The organism is Saccharopolyspora flava, assembly GCF_900116135.1.
Lineage (GTDB): Bacteria > Actinomycetota > Actinomycetes > Mycobacteriales > Pseudonocardiaceae > Saccharopolyspora > Saccharopolyspora flava.
In genome coordinates this window covers 405336-422085 of sequence record NZ_FOZX01000002.1, presented here as the reverse complement: position 1 = coordinate 422085, position 16750 = coordinate 405336, and the positions used below count along the sequence as shown (strand labels likewise).

At 70.5% G+C, this 16750-nt stretch carries 13 protein-coding genes, 1 pseudogene and 1 riboswitch; of the genes and pseudogenes, 13 read left to right on the top strand and 1 reads right to left on the bottom strand.

What is annotated here, in order from left to right; translation table 11 throughout:
• Window positions 1–225 precede the first annotated feature (225 nt).
• The gene (gene lat, locus BM424_RS08815) at window positions 226–1578 is read left to right on the top strand and encodes an L-lysine 6-transaminase (protein ID WP_093415231.1); all 1353 of its coding nucleotides are present in this window, start codon (window positions 226–228) and stop codon (window positions 1576–1578) included.
• A gap of 49 nt (window positions 1579–1627) precedes the next feature.
• Here lat and BM424_RS08810 read toward each other — a convergent pair whose 3' ends face one another.
• Entirely contained in the window at window positions 1628–3082 is a 1455-nt protein-coding gene (locus BM424_RS08810; protein WP_093415727.1) for a dolichyl-phosphate-mannose--protein mannosyltransferase, read from the bottom strand.
• 184 nt (window positions 3083–3266) lie between these two features.
• On the opposite strand from BM424_RS08810, the gene rsmI reads away from it, so the two are divergent.
• From rsmI to BM424_RS08755, 12 genes and pseudogenes are all read left to right on the top strand, one after another.
• Window positions 3267–4103 (top strand): 16S rRNA (cytidine(1402)-2'-O)-methyltransferase, encoded by an 837-nt coding sequence (rsmI, locus tag BM424_RS08805; RefSeq protein ID WP_093415229.1) that lies wholly within the window; start codon window positions 3267–3269, stop codon window positions 4101–4103.
• Between the two features lie 185 nt (window positions 4104–4288).
• Window positions 4289–6085, top strand: a complete 1797-nt coding sequence (gene metG, locus BM424_RS08800) for a methionine--tRNA ligase (protein ID WP_093415227.1) — start codon at window positions 4289–4291, stop codon at window positions 6083–6085.
• Window positions 6085–6918: a TatD family hydrolase gene (locus tag BM424_RS08795; RefSeq protein WP_093415225.1), complete on the top strand. Its 834-nt coding sequence runs from the start codon at window positions 6085–6087 to the stop codon at window positions 6916–6918. The genes metG and BM424_RS08795 overlap by 1 nt, the downstream gene beginning before the upstream one ends.
• A 294-nt stretch (window positions 6919–7212) precedes the next feature.
• Window positions 7213–7464 (top strand): annotated as a pseudogene (locus BM424_RS08790) (transglycosylase family protein); the annotation flags it as partial.
• 622 nt (window positions 7465–8086) lie between these two features.
• On the top strand, window positions 8087–9583 hold the full coding sequence (locus tag BM424_RS08785; RefSeq protein WP_093415221.1) for a resuscitation-promoting factor: 1497 nt from the start codon (window positions 8087–8089) through the stop codon (window positions 9581–9583).
• Window positions 9584–9683: 100 nt separating this feature from the next.
• The gene (gene rsmA / locus BM424_RS08780; protein ID WP_175547995.1) at window positions 9684–10553 is read left to right on the top strand and encodes a 16S rRNA (adenine(1518)-N(6)/adenine(1519)-N(6))-dimethyltransferase RsmA; all 870 of its coding nucleotides are present in this window, start codon (window positions 9684–9686) and stop codon (window positions 10551–10553) included.
• 174 nt (window positions 10554–10727) lie between these two features.
• Window positions 10728–10817: riboswitch (SAM riboswitch) on the top strand.
• A gap of 4 nt (window positions 10818–10821) precedes the next feature.
• Complete coding sequence (locus tag BM424_RS28770; protein WP_175547994.1) at window positions 10822–10965, top strand: hypothetical protein; 144 nt, start codon at window positions 10822–10824, stop codon at window positions 10963–10965.
• A gap of 94 nt (window positions 10966–11059) precedes the next feature.
• Window positions 11060–12082, top strand: coding sequence for a methionine ABC transporter ATP-binding protein (locus tag BM424_RS08775; RefSeq protein WP_093415726.1), 1023 nt, complete (start codon window positions 11060–11062; stop codon window positions 12080–12082).
• Window positions 12079–12762, top strand: a complete 684-nt coding sequence (locus BM424_RS08770) for a methionine ABC transporter permease (protein ID WP_175547993.1) — start codon at window positions 12079–12081, stop codon at window positions 12760–12762. Before BM424_RS08775 ends, BM424_RS08770 begins: the two co-directional genes overlap by 4 nt.
• A 91-nt stretch (window positions 12763–12853) precedes the next feature.
• Window positions 12854–13660, top strand: coding sequence for a MetQ/NlpA family ABC transporter substrate-binding protein (locus BM424_RS08765; RefSeq protein ID WP_093415216.1), 807 nt, complete (start codon window positions 12854–12856; stop codon window positions 13658–13660).
• Between the two features lie 323 nt (window positions 13661–13983).
• Window positions 13984–14940, top strand: coding sequence for a 4-(cytidine 5'-diphospho)-2-C-methyl-D-erythritol kinase (locus BM424_RS08760; RefSeq protein ID WP_175548022.1), 957 nt, complete (start codon window positions 13984–13986; stop codon window positions 14938–14940).
• Window positions 14941–14959: 19 nt separating this feature from the next.
• Window positions 14960–16744: an ABC-F family ATP-binding cassette domain-containing protein gene (locus BM424_RS08755; RefSeq protein ID WP_093415213.1), complete on the top strand. Its 1785-nt coding sequence runs from the start codon at window positions 14960–14962 to the stop codon at window positions 16742–16744.
• Window positions 16745–16750: the final 6 nt, after the last annotated feature.

The window sequence follows — 16750 nt, the reverse complement described above, 5'->3', positions numbered from 1 at the left end:
GGCGGCCGGAGACCGGCGAGGAGAAGCCGGTCTACCTCTTCGGCGGCCTCGGCCGGGCCTGACACCGCGAATTCTTCCGCTCCGGGGGATCCGTGGCCCCCGAGCCGAAGAATATCTTTCGTTCATTCGGACGATCAGCTGAAGTATCTTGCTCGATCAACGGACTTCTGTGTAATTCTTGTTGTGTGCGCGAGACCCGCGCCCACGCAGCCGGGAGGCCGAATCATGACCGCTCAGCACGAGACCGTTTCGACCGCAGTCCCCGCCCCGCGCGCCGGAGCCGACCCCGTGACCGCGCTGAAAGCCCAGGTCACCGGCGACCTGATGGACATCGTCGTGGACCTCGACGCCGGTGACGGCTGCCGGCTCCGCGACGTGCGCGACGGCACCGACTACCTCGACATGACCATGTTCTTCAGCTCCGCACCGCTCGGGCACTCCCACCCCGGCCTGCGCACCCCGGAGTTCGAAGCCGCGCTGGTCCGCGCCTCGCGGGTCAAGCCGTCCAACCCCGACTTCGCCACCGAGGAGCAGGCCCGCTTCGCCGAGACCTTCCAGCGGGTCGTCGGCATCCCCGAGCTGCCGCTGCTGTTCTTCATCGACGGCGGCACGCTGGCCGTGGAGAACGCGCTCAAGGTCGCCTTCGACTGGAAGACCAAGGTCAACGCCCGCCGCGGGATCGCCGTGCGCGGCAGCCGGGTCCTGCACCTGGAGAAGGCCTTCCACGGCCGCAGCGGGTACACGCTGTCGCTGACCAACACCGACCCGTCGAAGATCCGCGACTACCCGATGTTCGACTGGCCGCGCATCCCCAGCCCCGCCGTCGAGCCCGGCGAGCGGTGGGACGTCGCCGACCTGCTGCCCGAGGAGGTCCACGCGCTGGAGGCCGCCGAATCCGCGCTGCGCCGCTACGGCGCCGAGATCGCCTGCTTCGTCTACGAACCCGTCCAGGGCGAGGGCGGCGACCGGCACCTGCGACCGCAGTTCCTGCAGGCCGTGCAGCGGTTGTGCGTCGAGCACCAGGTGCTCACCGTCGCCGACGAGGTGCAGACCGGCGCGCTGACCGGTCGGGCGTGGGCGCACCAGGCGCTCGGGCTCGAACCCGACCTCGTCGCCTTCGGCAAGCGGATGCAGGTCTGCGGCGTCATGGGCGGTCGGCGCGTCCTCGACGTGGCCGACAACGCTTTCCGCGAACCCAGCCGGATCAGCTCCACCTGGGGCGGCTCGCTCACCGACATGGTCCGCGCGACCCGCATCCTGGAGATCATCGAGGCCGAGGACCTGTTCGCGCACAGCCGTGCGATGGGCGAGCTCCTGCTCGGCGAGCTCCGCGACCTCGCGGCCGAGTTCCCGCGCCTGGTCCACTCACCGCGCGGTCGCGGCCTGATGTGCGCCATCAGCTTCCGCGACCCCGAGCAGCGCGCCCGGGCCCTGGCGATCGCCCGGGACGATCACCGGACCCTGTTCCTCCCGTCGGGCCCGGACTCGCTGCGCGCCCGGCCGCCGCTCACCGCCCGCCCGGAGGAGATCCTCGACGCGGTCGCGGCCCTCCGGAAGACCCTCACGTCCCTGACCTGAGCCGACCGGACGCGCGCGGAGCCCGGCGCCGGGCTCCGCGCGCGCCGGATCAGCGCCAGGACGGCAGCCAGAGCTCGGCCTGCCAGTGCTCGTGGGTGATCGGGTCGCCGTTGAGGACCGGCCACAGCCAGATGAAGTTGGCGACCACCAGTCCGATGTAGAGCGACACCGCGAGCAGGCCGGTCTTGCGGCGCTCGTAGTGGTCCTCGACCGTGCCCAGCACCTGGCCGAGCACCAGAACGATCCCCAGCACCAGGAACGGGACCAGGGGAGTGGCGTAGAAGTAGTACATCTGCCGCGCCAGGTTCGTGAACCACGGCAGGTACCCGGCGCCGTAGCCGACCAGCACCGCCGCGTAGCGCCAGTCCAGCCGGAACACCGCGCGCCACAGCGACCAGGCCGCGACCGGCAGCGCCAGCCACCACATCGCCGGGGTCCCGATCAGCATCGTCGCCTGCACGCAGCTGTTGCGGCCGCAGCCCGGCATCCCCGACTCGTAGTAGTAGAGCATCGGGCGCATGCCCATCGGCCACGCCCACGGCTTCGACTCCCACGGGTGCGGCGTCGCCGGGGTGGTCAGGTGCGTGTGGAAGTCCAGCACGTTGAGCTGGTAGTACAGCAGCGACCGCAGCGCGTCCGGCAGGCCGTTCATGCCCACGTCGTCGTTGAGCAGCACCGCGTGCCGGTCGGTGGCGGTCTCGCTGGCGAACCAGCCCGACCAGGTCGCGAAGTACAGCAGCAGCGGGATGCCCACCAGCGCCCACAGCGCCGGGGCGGTGTCGCGCACCAGCGCCGCCCGCCACGGCCGCCGCACCCCCGCCGCGCGCCGGGCCAGCGCGTCCCAGAACACGCTGAGCAGGCCGAACGCCATGATGTAGTAGATGCCGTTCCACTTGGTCCCGCAGGCCAGGCCGAGCATCAGCCCGGCCCCGAAGCGCCACCAGCGGAAACCCAGCGCAGGCCCCCAGGTCGCCGGGTCGAGACGGCCGTCCGAGCAGACCTGCCACAGCCGCTCGCGGACCTGGTCGCGGTCGACCAGCAGGCAGGAGAACGCGGCGAGGATGAACAGCGCCTGGAAGATGTCGAGCATCCCCACGCGCGACTGCACGTGGCTGAGCCCGTCGCAGATCAGCAGGATCCCGGCCAGCGCGCCGAGCAGCGTCGAGCGCGTCATCCGGCGCGCGATGCGGATGATCAGCAGCACCATCAGCGTGCCGAACAGGGCCGCGATGAGCCGCCAGCCCCACGGCGTGTAGCCCAGCAGCCACTCGCCGATCGCGATCATCTGCTTGCCGACCGGCGGGTGCGCCACCAGCTCGTAGCCGGGGTTGTCCTCGTAACCGCCGTTGCGCAGCATCTGCCACGCCTGCGGGACGTAGTGCTTCTCGTCGAAGACCGGCGTGCCCTCGTCGGTCGCCCGGCCGAGGTCCCAGAACCGGACCAGCCCGGCGACCAGGGTGATCACCAGCGTCACGATCCACGCGCGCTTGCGGTCGGTGGGCATCGAGGTGTCCAGCAGCGGCAGCGGGTCGGTCTCGCCCGGCCGGTGAGCCGCCGGTGCGCGGCCTACCTGGACGAGTTCGTCGGCACCGCCGAACCTGCGGACTGGGACGCTCACACCGTCGATCGTAAGGGGCAGGCACGCCTCGACCGGGGCACGCCCCGCGACCGGCCTACGCTGTGCGGTCATGGACTCCGGCACCCTGCTCCTCGCCGCCACCCCGCTGGGTGATGCCCGCGACGCCTCCGCACGCCTGGTCGAGGCCCTCGGTTCCGCCGAGGTGGTGGCCGCCGAGGACACCCGCCGGGTGCGCAACCTCGCCAGCGCCCTGGGCGTCGCCCCCGAGGGCAAGGTCGTCAGCTACTACGAGGCCGTCGAGTCGGCCCGCGCGCCGATGCTGCTCGACGCGCTGCGGGACGGGAAGTCCGTGCTGCTGGTGACCGACGCCGGCATGCCCAGCGTGTCCGATCCCGGCTACCGGCTGGTGTCGGCGTGCGTGGCCGAGGGCCTGCCGGTGACCTGCCTGCCCGGGCCGTCGGCGGTGACCACGGCGCTGGCGGTGTCCGGGCTCCCGTCGGACCGGTTCTGCTTCGAGGGGTTCCCGCCGCGCAAGCCCGGGGACCGGCGGAAGTTCTTCGGGCGGCTGGCCGCCGAGGAGCGCACCAGCGTGTTCTTCGAGGCCCCGCACCGGCTCGCCGACGCCCTCGCCGACGCGGTGTCGGTGCTGGGCGAGTCGCGGCGGGCCGCGGTGTGCCGCGAGCTCACCAAGACCTACGAGGAGATCAAGCGCGGCACCCTCGGCGAGCTGGCCGAATGGGCGGCCGACGGCGTTCGCGGTGAGATCACGGTGGTCCTGGCCGGAGCCGAGCAGGCCGCCCCGACCGACCCGGCGGAGCTGGTCGGCCGGGTCGAGGAGCGGGCCGCGGACGGCATCCGGTTGAAGGACGCCGTCGCCGAGGTCGCCGAGCTCGCGGGAGTCCGCAAGAAGGAGCTCTACGACGCGGTCCTCGCCGCGCGGAAGTGACGCCCGGAGGGTTTCGGTGGCACTTCGCCGCGTGCGGGAACGTGCGGGCGTTTGCCCAGGATGGGGACAGTTTTAGCCATAATTAACCGGGCATAACGGACTTTGATCATGGGTGATTATGGCTAAAACTGTCCCCTGCCCCCGCGCGGTCACGCGAGAGAAGCGGCCGACTACCCTTGAACACCATGAGTGCCTCTGTGTTGACGGCTGTGGCCTGGCCTTATGCCAACGGTCCGCGTCACATCGGTCATGTCTCCGGCTTCGGTGTGCCTTCGGACGTCTTCTCCCGCTACCAGCGAATGGCCGGCAACCGGGTGCTCATGGTCTCCGGCACCGACGAGCACGGGACCCCGATCTCGGTCCAGGCCGAGAACGAGGGGCTGACCACCCGCCAGCTCGCCGACAAGTACAACCGGGTCATCACCGAGGACCTGCAGGGACTCGGCCTGTCCTACGACCTGTTCACCCGCACCACCACCGGCAACCACTACAAGGTGGTGCAGGACCTCTTCCTCGCGCTGCACCGCAACGGCTACGTGCTGCCCAAGACCACGACCGGCGCGATCAGCCCGTCCACCGGCCGCACGCTGCCCGACCGCTACATCGAGGGCACCTGCCCGATCTGCGGTTACGACGGCGCGCGCGGCGACCAGTGCGACAACTGCGGCAACCAGCTCGACCCGGCCGAGCTGAAGAACCCGGTCTCGCGGATCAACGGCGAGAAGCCCGAGTTCGTCGAGACCGAGCACCTGTTCCTCGACCTGCCCTCGTTCACCGAGTCGCTGGGCACGTGGCTGTCCACTCGCGACGGTTGGCGCCCGAACGTGCTCAAGTTCGCCCAGAACCTCGTCGAGGACATGCGCCCGCGCGCGATCAGCCGCGACCTGGACTGGGGCGTGCCGATCCCGCTGGACGGCTGGCGCGACCAGCCGATGAAGCGCTTCTACGTGTGGTTCGACGCCGTCATCGGCTACCTGTCGGCCAGCGTCGAGTGGGCGCGCCGCACCGGCGACGCCGACGCCTGGAAGCAGTGGTGGACCGACCCGTCGGCCCAGGGCTACTACTTCATGGGCAAGGACAACATCACCTTCCACGCCCAGATCTGGCCGACCCTGCTGATGGGCCACAACGGTCAGGGCGACAAGGGCGGTGAGGTCGGTCCGTTCGGCGAGCTGAACCTGCCCGACGAGGTCGTCTCCAGCGAGTTCCTCACCATGAGCGGCTCGAAGTTCTCCACCTCGCGCGGCACGGTCATCTACGTGCGCGACTTCCTGCGCGAGTTCGGCCCGGACACCCTGCGCTACTTCATCTCGGTGGCCGGTCCCGAGAACACCGACACCGACTTCACCTGGGACGAGTTCGTCCGCCGCACCAACTTCGAGCTGGCCAACGAGTGGGGCAACCTGGTCAACCGGTCCATCTCGATGGCGGCCAAGAACAACGGCGCCGTCCCGGCCCCGACCTCCCCGGCCCCGGCCGACGAGGAGCTCAAGGCCCAGTCCCGCGCCGCGTTCGACACCGTCGGCGCCCACCTGCGCAGCTCGCGGTTCAAGGCGGCCTCGCAGGAGGCGATGCGGGTCGTCTCGGCGGCCAACAAGTACCTGTCCGACCAGGAGCCGTGGAAGCTCAAGGAGGACCCGGACCGCCGCGACGCCGTCCTGCACACCGCGCTGCAGGTCGTCTCGGACGCGAACACGCTGCTCACGCCGTTCCTGCCGCACTCCGCGCAGAAGGTGCACGAGCTGCTGGGCGGCACCGGCGTGTGGGCGGCGCAGCCGGAGATCCGCGAGGTCGACGACCTCGACGACGCCTCGCTGTCCTACCCGGTGCTGATGGGCGAGTACGCCGCCGAGCAGGCCAAGTGGGAGTCCACCGAGATCGAGGTGGGCCGCCCGCTGAACAAGCCGAAGCCGCTGTTCGCCAAGCTCGACGCCGAACTCGGCGAGACCGGCCCGGAGTGGGCCCCGATCCAGCAGGACTGATGGGCAAGAAGACCTCCCGGAACGAGCTGCCGCCGGTGCCCGAGGCGCTGGCGGCAGCCGCCGTCGACTCCCACACCCACCTCGACGCCTGCGGCGCCAAGACCGCCGAGGACGTCCGGGCGATGGTCGACTGCGCGCAGGGCGCCGGTGTCGGCCGGGTCGTCACCGTCGCCGACGACCTCGACTCGGCCCGCTGGGCCGTCGAGGCCGCGACCTGGGACGAGCGGGTGTTCGCCGCCGTGGCGCTGCACCCGACCCGCACCAAGGACTTCGGCGACGAGGAGAAGGCGGCGCTGGAGGAGCTCTCCGCGCACCCGCGCGTGGTGGCCATCGGCGAGACCGGCCTGGACTACTACTGGGACTACTCGCCGCCGGAACCGCAGCAGGAGGCGTTCCGCTGGCACATCGACCTCGCCAAGCGGACCGGCAAGCCGCTGATGATCCACGACCGCGAGGCGCACGACGACGTCCTGCGCATCCTGGACGAGGAGGGCGCCCCGGAGACGGTGGTGTTCCACTGCTTCTCCGGCGACGCCGAGTTCGCGAAGTCCTGCGTTGCCAAGGGATACGTGCTCTCGTTCGCCGGCACGGCGACCTTCCGGAACGCCAAAAGCCTTCGTGAGGCGGCCAAAGCGGTTCCGCTGGAGCAGATGCTGGTGGAGACCGACGCGCCGTTCCTGACCCCGCACCCCTTCCGGGGACACCCCAACCAGCCGTACTGCGTCAATTACACCCTTCGTGACCTCGCCGACCTCCGCGGCATGAAGGTCGATGAGCTGGCCGTAGCCACCACCGCCACGGCCGAGCGAGTCTTCGGCCTCGAACGAGGGTAATCACACCCCTGTAGTCCGCCACGCTGCGATTCCTGGTAAGCGATGCTCAGGATCGTCCGCTTGCGGTCCGCACGCCGACTTCTACCGTCCACTGTGGAAGCCGGAACGGGGGACACCCCGAACTCCGCCGGGGTTTCCCGGTGGAGGTCCTCCAGACCGGACCATCGGTTGTGAGGATGCACAGTGGAGTTCCATAGATTCACGAAGTGGACTGTGGCGGCTGCTATCGCTGTCAGCGGTAGTGCCCTGGTCGCGGTGGCCCCGAACGCCGCGGCAGCCCCGACCGACGATCGAGCCGCGGTGTGGGACCGGCTCGCCGGGTGCGAATCCGGTGGTAACTGGTCCGCGAACACGGGCAACGGTTACTACGGCGGCCTCCAGTTCAGTCGCAGCACCTGGGCCGCCTACGGAGGAGAGCGGTACAACCGCTATCCGCACCGCGCATCGCGGGAGCAGCAGATCGAGATCGCCGAGCAGGTGCGCGCCGACCGCGGTGGTTACGGCGCCTGGCCTGCCTGCTCGCGGAAGCTCGGCCTGCCGCGATGACGTGAATTCGCCTCAATACCGCGAATGATCGTCGCGAGGGAACCGCGGTTCCCTCGTGCGAGGGGAGGGGAGGTCCGGCCCGGGTGCGCGCAGCGCCCGGGCCGGACCGGTGCGCCGGGGCGTTTCCGCTGGCCCGAGCCCCGGTTTGATCAAGGAATCGCAGCTCGCGAGGCCGTGTTATATGTCACGCAAGGGGTTCGAGCGCTGGCTAACGAATCCTGCAGGTGCCCCCCGAATGGACTAATTTTTCCCGATCTTGACTACAGATCGTGTTGGGTTGCTCGGCATTCCGGGGTTACTGGACTCACATGTCCGAATCAGGTGCTTGGCGCCCCCGCATGATCACGGTAGAGTCTCGGCCCCGTAACCGATGACATCCAGTCATGGGGAACGCCCGTTAGTCTCGCCGGTGTACGTCGGGGAAGTCCGCGGTGAGCTCGTCCGAGCTCGTCGGGGCTAGGCGGCAATTGGCTTGCGGGAGTCGGATACAGACACGAAGCACGAAGGTTGCGCGCACGCGACGAACGAGAGGGGTTGAGCGAGGAGACATGAACTCGCCCAACGGTTCTCACGTTCTCCACGTCGCGGACGCGACTTTGCGCCTTCGGGAGGTAACGACCCTGTGAACGGACGTGGCGAGCCCAGCCATGCCGGTTTCGCGACCCCGCGGAACGACGGCTACTGGGCCGATTCCTTCGATGCGGCGACCGACTGGTTCACCCCGGTCCAGCCGACCGCGCAGCAGACCGCGGTAGGCCTGCTCGACCGCCCGGACCAGCAGTGGTCCGAAGAGCACCCGAGCTTCCCGCCCGGTGGCTTCGAGATCACCGCGCAGGACGTCTACGACGTGCTCGGCCCCGACGCCGAGGACGTGCTGGCGACCGCCGAGATCGACGTGGACGAGGTCATCCGGCTGATCAACGCCGAGACCACCGTCCTGCCCCCGATGGACTTCCTCGAGGCGATGCCCGAGGGCGACGCCGCCGGTGCGCTGCCCCCGCAGCAGGTCGCCGAGGGCATGACCGCCTGGAAGCGCCGCTTCCTCAAGGGCGCGGTGGCCGGTGTGCTGCTGTCGCTGACCGGCACCGGCGGCGCGGCCGCCGCGATGGACAAGTCGGTCACGGTCGAGGTGGACGGTCAGGAGAAGACCGTCAGCACCTACGACAACACCGTGGGCGAGGTCCTGGAGGACCAGGGCATCACCGTCGGCCCGCACGACGCGCTGAGCCCGTCGCCGCAGGCCGAGGTCGGCCACGGCGAGACCATCACCCTCGACCGCGGTCGCCTGATCAAGCTCAACGTGGACGGCGACGTCCGCGAGGAGTGGGTCCGCTCGGTGACCGTCGAGCAGGCCCTGCGCCAGCTCGGCGTCAACGCCGACGGCGCCGTCCTCAACGCCGACCGGAACATGCCGGTGCCCGAGCAGGGCATGGAGCTGTCGGTCCGCACCAAGAAGGACATCACCCTCATCGACGGCGGCGGTGCGCCGAAGCAGCTGAGCACCACCGCGGCCAACATCGATGAGCTGGTCAAGGAGCAGAAGCTCAAGCTCGGCCCGGACGACAAGGTCACCCCGGGCTCCGACGCGAAGCTGGTCACCGGCGCCGAGGTGCGCATCGACCGCACGCAGAGCTCCGTGGTCAGCGTGACCGTGCCGATCCAGCCGCCGGTCCGCGAGATCGTCGACAACTCGATGTTCAAGGGCGAGGAGCGGGTCGAGTCTCCCGGCGAGGCCGGCGAGAAGATCCAGTTCACCCGGGTCACCAAGGTCAACGGTGACGAGTCCGGCCGCGAGGTCGTCGACGAGAAGGTCACCAAGCAGCCGGTCGAGAAGGTCGTCCGCGTCGGTGGCAAGCCCGCGCCCAACAGCGGTGTCTGGGACAAGCTCGTCCAGTGCGAGGCGACCGGCAACTGGGCCATGAACAGCGGCAACGGCTACTACGGCGGGCTGCAGTTCGACAAGTCCACCTGGGACGCCTACGGCGGCGACCAGTACGCCCCGTACCCGCACCAGGCCAGCCGCGAGCAGCAGATCGCGGTGGCCGAGAAGGTCCGCGCCGCCCGCGGCGGCAGCTACGGGGCCTGGCCGTCCTGCTCGTCGAAGCTCGGTCTCGACTGAGCTGAGATCGCTTTCCTGGAGGCACCCGCCGACTTCGGCGGGTGCCTTCTTGCATCACCCCCGCTGACCTCGCGAAATCGGCGCGGGTAGGTTCATCGGCGTGGATGAGCAGGGGGCGTCTTTGCTGGGACCGGCCGACGTGCGTCGGCTGGCCGACGAGCTCGGCATCAAGCCGACCAAGAAGCTCGGGCAGAACTTCGTGCACGACCCGAACACGGTGCGCCGGATCGTCTCGGCCGCCGAGGTCGGCGCGGACGACGTCGCGCTGGAGGTCGGCCCGGGGCTGGGCTCGTTGACGCTCGCGCTGCTCCCGGCCGCCGGTGCCGTCACCGCCGTGGAGATCGACCCGGTGCTCGCCGAGCGGCTGCCGCGCACCGCGCGCGAATTCGCGCCGCGGCTGGCCGACCGGCTGACCGTGCTGCCCGCCGACGCGCTGAAGGTGCGCGCCGAGGACTTCCCGGAGCCGCCGACCGCGCTGGTCGCCAACCTGCCCTACAACGTCGCCGTGCCGGTCGTGCTGCACCTGCTCGCCGAGCTGCCGAGCCTGCGGCACGGACTGGTCATGGTGCAGTCGGAGGTCGCCGAGCGGATGGCCGCCGAGCCCGGCAGCCGCGTCTACGGCGTGCCGAGCGCGAAAGCGGCGTGGTACGCCGACGTGCGCCGCGCGGGACCGGTGCCGCGCAAGGTGTTCTGGCCGGTGCCCAACGTCGATTCCGGGCTGGTCGCCTTCGAGCGCGTCGACCCGCCGTCCAGCGCGGCGCGGGAGGACGTCTTCCGCGTGGTGGACGCCGCGTTCGCGCAGCGGCGCAAGGCGCTGCGGGGCGCGCTGTCCGGCTGGGCCGGTTCGGCGGCGCGTGCGGAGGAGCTGCTGCGCGCGGCCGGGGTCGATCCGATGGCGCGCGGGGAGCAGTTGCGGATCGCCGATTTCGCCCGGATCGCGGAGGTCGCGTCCACCGGCTCGCCGAGCTGAACCACTCGTCCGGCGGCTTGCGCACACGCGCCGCGACATCACCGAGGGTGATCAAAACACCACCCCGCGCGGAAAAATTCCCGCTCCACCAGGTATGTGATCTGTCAAACGATTTCGGTCTGTGACGGCTATCAGCTTGCGCCTGACCCTGTCGATGGGGTCTACTATTCGGGAAATCCATCCCGAGCGGCCGAGAGACCTGGCTTGTTGACGCCGCAGCAACCACCCGACGCGGGCAGGTGCTAACGCCAGGACCGATGGAGTAGCTGTGGATTCCAACGCGCGGTTAGCGAACCTGCCTGCCTCCGGCGACGTCCGGTTCGAGGTACCCCACATCCGGGAACTGCTCACGCAGCGGCGGGTCATCGACCACGGGCGGCGCACGACCTGCGCCTGTCGTCGCGAGATGTGACCCGGTCCTCTTCCCCTTTTTCCTTCCCGAGAAGTTCCCCCTGGCTGCTGCCCGAACGCGGGCGCGGCCGTCGCGAGCTGATGTGGAGCAGATCGTGATCTCTGTTGAGAACCTGACCAAGTCCTTCCAGCACAACGGCAGCACCGTTCGCGCCCTCGACGGCGTGTCCATGGAGGTCAACCCGGGTTCGGTCGTCGGCGTGGTCGGCCCGAGCGGCGCGGGGAAGTCGACCCTGGCGCGGTGCATCGCGCTGCTGGAGAAGCCCGACAGCGGCGCCATCCGCGTCGACGGCACCGACCTGGTGTCCCTGGACGGCAAGGCCCTGCGCGCCGCGCGCAGGCAGATCGGCGTTGTGCCGCAAGGGGATTCGCTGCTGCGCCAGCGCACCGCCGCCGGCAACGTGGCGCTGCCGCTGGAGGCCGCCGGCATCGGCGGGCCGCAGCGCCGCCAGCGCGTCGGCGAACTCCTCGACCTGGTCGGGCTGACCGACAAGGCCTCCGTGTACCCCGACCAGCTCTCCGGCGGGCAGCGCCAGCGGATCGCGGTCGCCCGCGCGCTGGCCGCCAAGCCCTCGGTGCTGCTGGCCGACGAGCCGACCTCCGCGCTGGACCCGTCCACCACCGACTCGGTGCTGACCGTCCTGGACCGCGCGCGGGCCGAGCTCGGCGTCACCGTCCTGGTGGTCACCCACGACATGGCGGTGGTGCGCAAGCTCGCCGACGACGTCGCGGTGCTGGAGGACGGCCAGGTCGTCGAGCAGGGCAAGGTCCTGGACCTGGTCGCCGAACCCACCAGCAGGATCAGCGGCACCCTGCTGCCCGAAACGGACCAGGCCGACCAGCTGCGCCCGACCTCCGGCCGCCACGACGTGGTCGCCGAGGTCGTCCTGGTCGGCTTCGCCGCCGTGGGAGCGCTGCTCCCCGAGGCCTCCAACCGGTTCGCCGTCGACCTGGCGATCCTCGGTGGTGGCCTGACCCGCCTCGGCGACACCCCGGTCGCCAAGTTCAAGATCGGCCTCACCGGTGAGCGTTCCGAGGCGGCGCTGAAGTGGATGATCGATCGGGACGCGCACGTTCGGCGCGCCCCGGTGAGCGTTGACGGAGTTGCTGCTGCGTGACTGATGTGACCCCCTGGTCGGAGGTCGGCGAACTACTGGGCGAAGCAACGCTCGAAACGCTTTACATGGTGCTGGTGGCGACCGCGCTGGCCGTGGTCGGCGGGTTGCCGCTGGGTGTGCTGCTGCACCTGACCTCACCGGTCGGGCTGAACCCCAAACCGGTGCTCAACAAGGTGCTCGGCGTGATCGTGGACGTGGTGCGCTCGGTGCCCTTCGTGGTGCTGCTGGTGATCCTCGCGTCGTTCACCCGGCTGCTGATCGGAACCTCGATCGGCAGCAGCGCGGTGATCGTCCCGCTGACCATCGGCGCGATCCCGTTCTTCGCGCGGCTGACGCAGAACGCGCTGCGCGAAGTCGGGTTCACCGTCGTCGAAGCCGCGATCACGACCGGATCCAGCAGGCTGCGGATCGTGTGGACGGTGCTGCTCGGGGAAGCCCGGGCGGCGCTGGTCGGCGCCGTCGGCGTCACCGCCGTGGCGCTGATCGGCTACGCCGCGATGGCCGGTGCCATCGGCGGCGGCGGGCTGGGCTCCACCGCGATCCAGGACGGCTACCAGGGCTACGACGACCGGATCCTGTGGGGATCGGTCCTGGTCCTGGGCGTGCTGGCCTTCGGGATGCAGCTGATCACCGACCGCACCGCCAAGCTCGTCGATCGCCGGCGCACCGCCGCCGGCTGACCAACCCCGTTCGAGCGCACCCGTCTCACGAGGACGGTGCGCTACCCCTTCCTGCCTGAAAAACCAGGCTCGTACCGAAAGGACGCACGACATGCGTGTGCGCTTCGCCGCACTCCTCGCCTCCGCCGGAGTGCTGCTGGCCGCCTGCGGTGGTGGTTCCGCCGCCGAAGACCCCAACGCCCCGCTGCGGATCGGCGTCAGCCCGACCCCGCACGGCGAGATCCTGCAGTACGTCGACGACAACCTGGCCGAGCAGGCCGGGATCGACCTCGAGATCGAGAAGTTCGACGACTACAACCGGCCCAACGAGGCCGTCGCCCACGGCGAGCTCGACGCCAACTACTTCCAGCACCAGCCCTACCTGGACGAGTACCGCAAGCAGCGCGGCGGCGACTTCGCCTGGGTCACGCCGGTGCACCTGGAGCCGCTGGCGATGTACTCCAAGCAGGTCAAGTCGCCGGCCGAGCTGCCCGACGGGGCCGCGGTGACGCTGTCCAACGACCCGGCCAACCAGTTCCGCGGCCTGAAGCTGCTGGAGCAGGGCGGGCTGATCAAGCTCAAGCCCGACGCCGGCGTCGGCACCCGGCTGGACGCCGCGATCGCCGAGAACCCGAAGCACCTGCAGCTCAAGGACCTCTCCCCGGACCAGCTGCCGCGCTCGGTCGACGACGCCGCCGCCGCGGTGGTCAACGGCAACTACGCGATCAAGGCGAAGCTGACGAACCCGCTGCTGGTGGAGAACGCGCAGGGCAACCCCTACGCCAACGGCCTGGTCACCACCCCGGCCCTGGCCAAGGACCCGCGGATCCTCAAGCTCGCAGAGCTCCTCCGCAGCCAGCAGGTCAAGGACTTCATCAACCAGAAGTGGGGCGGCGTCGCCGTCGTCCCCGCCTCCTGACCCGCGGAGCGACCCGCGGAGCGACCCGCGGGGTGACCCGAATACGGCCGTAATCGGACCCCCGATTACGGCCGTATTCCGTTCCTCCACCCGGGGAAGACCCGATTACCGCCGTAATCCGCCACCGGAATACCGCCGTAATCGGGTACCGGAATACGGCGGTAATCGGGTGCCGGATTACCGCCGGAATCGGGGGCCGGATTACGGCGGTAATCGGGGGAGACCGTCGGGTTGATCGTGGGTGAGCCGGGGTTCGGGGGCGGTGTGCGCAGGGAAGTGGGCGGTGGGGTTCTCCGGGCACGTAGGCTCTTGGTGTGCTCTCCGTGGTTCCTACACCGATCACCGTCCGCGTCCCGGCGAAGGTGAACCTCCACCTCTCGGTGGGTGACGCGCGTCCGGACGGCTACCACGAGCTGGTCACCGTCTTCCAGGCCTTGTCGCTGACCGACGACCTCACGGTGCTGGCGTCCGACGAGCCGGTCCTCGAGGTCCAGGGCGAGGGGGCGGACTCCGTGCCCACCGGCCCCGAGAACCTCGCGTGGAAGGCCGTCCGGCTGCTGGCCGAGCACAGCGGCCGCGACCCGGAGGACCCGGGCCTGCGCATCTCGATCAACAAGGGCATCCCGGTCGCCGGCGGCATGGCCGGGGGCAGCGCCGACGCGGCCGCCGCGCTGCAGGCCGTCAACCAGCTGTGGCGGCTGGAGCTCGGCCGCGACGAGCTCAGCGAGCTCGCCGCCCAGCTCGGCAGCGACGTCCCGTTCTCGCTGCAGGGCGGCACCGCGCTGGGAACCGGGCGCGGCGAGAGCCTCGTGCCCGTGCTGGCCCGCCACACCTTCCACTGGGTCATCGCCCTCGACAAGGAGGGCTTGAGCACTCCCGGCGTCTACGGCGAGCTCGACCGGCTCCGCGCCGACAACGGCAACGGCCGGATCGGCGAGGTGGAGCCGCTGCTGGAGGCGCTGGCCTCCGGCGATCCCCGGCAGCTCGCGCTGCTGCTGGGCAACGACCTGCAGGCCGCGGCGGTCTCGCTGCGCCCGAACCTGCGCCGCACGCTGCGCGCGGGCGTGCAGGCGGGCGCGCTGGCCGGGATCGTCTCCGGCTCCGGCCCGACCTGCGCCTTCCTGTGCACCGACGCCGAGGAGGCGGTGCGGGTGGCCGCGGAGCTCTCCGGTGCCGGCGTGTGCCGCACCGTCCGGGTCGCGCACGGTCCTGTGCCGGGGGCGAAGGTCCTCTCCGAGGAACCCGCCAACCGCCCCACCCCGCCCCAAGTCCACGCGTGACGGAGTAGTCGAAAACTCGATGGTCAACCTGGTCAACCTGGAAACGGTCAGCAAGTCCTACGGCGTGCGCCCGTTGCTCGACGGCGTCTCGCTGGGCGTGTCGGACGGCGAGCGGATCGGCGTCGTCGGCCTCAACGGCGGCGGCAAGACGACGCTGCTGGAGGTCCTCGCGGGGCTCGCCGAACCCGACGACGGCCGCGTCTCGCAGTCCCGCGACCTGCGGATGGCCGTGGTCACCCAGCGCACCGAGCTGCCCGAGGGTGCCACCGTCCGCAACGCCGTGCTCGACCCGCACGGCTTCACCGCCGAGCACGAGTGGGCCGCCGACGCGCGCGTCCGGTCGGTCCTGAGCGGGCTGGGCATGACCCGCCTCGGCCTGGACACCCCGGTCGGGGACTTCTCCGGTGGCGAGCGCCGCCGGGTCGCGCTGGCCGCCGCGCTGGTGCGCGACCTGGACCTGCTGGTGCTCGACGAGCCCACCAACCACCTCGACGTCGAGGGCGTGCGCTGGCTGGCCGATCACCTGCTGGAGCGCAAGTGCGCCCTGGTGATCGTCACGCACGACCGCTGGTTCCTCGACACCGTCTGCAACCGCACCTGGGAGGTCGTGGACGGCAAGGTCGAGCAGTACGAGGGCGGCTACGCGGACTGGATCTTCGCCCGCGCCGAGCGCGCCCGCATCGCCCAGGCCACCGAGGAGCGCAGGCAGAACCTGGCCCGCAAGGAGCTCGCCTGGCTGCAGCGCGGCGCCAAGGCCCGCACCTCCAAGCCGCGCTACCGGGTGGAGGCGGCCGAGGCGCTGATCTCCGACGTCCCGGAGCCGCGCGACACCGTCGAGCTGCTGGCCTTCGCCAAGCGCCGGCTGGGCAAGACGGTGCTGGAGCTGGAGGACGTCGACCTGCGCATCGGCGACCGGGCGCTGCTGGAGAACGTGACCTGGCGGATCGGCCCGGGCGACCGGATCGGTCTGGTCGGCGTCAACGGCTCCGGCAAGACCACCCTGCTCAAGCTGCTGGCCGGGGAGCGCGAGCCGGACGCGGGCAAGCGCACCGAGGGCAAGACGGTGCGGATGGCGCACCTGACCCAGGAGCTGCACGACCTGCCCGGCGAGTGGCGGGTGCTGGAGGCGATCGAGAACGTCGCCAAGACCGTCACCCTCGGCAAGTACGAGCTGTCCGCCTCGCAGCTGGGGGAGCGGTTCGGGTTCGGCAAGGGCAGGCAGTGGACGCCGGTCGGGGACCTCTCCGGCGGCGAGCGGCGCCGGTTGCAGCTGGCGCGGCTGCTCATGGCCGAGCCGAACGTGCTGATCCTCGACGAGCCGACGAATGACCTGGACATCGACACCCTGCAGCAGCTGGAGGACCTGCTCGACACCTGGCCGGGCACGATGATCGTGGTCTCGCACGACCGGTACCTGGTCGAGCGGGTCTGCGACAGCGTGTTCGCGCTGTTCGGCGACGGCAAGCTCACCCACCTGCCCGGCGGCATCGACGAGTACCTGCGGAAGCGGCACTCGCTGCTGGCGGCCGAGAGCAGCGTCGGCAAGCAGGCCGGTGACGCCGCCCCGGCGTCGCGCAGCGGCCTGTCGGGCGCGGAGGAGCACGCGGCGCGCAAGGAGCTCGCCCGGTTCGAGCGGCAGCTCGACAAGCTCGCCAAGCGCGAGTCCGACCTGCACGAGAAGCTCGCCGAGGCCGCCACCGAACCGGAGCGGCTGGCCGCGCTCAACTCCGAGCTCCAGTCGCTGCACCAGGAGAAGGACGACCTGGAAACCCGCTGGATGGAGCTCGCCGACCAGCTCGGGTAGCGGTCC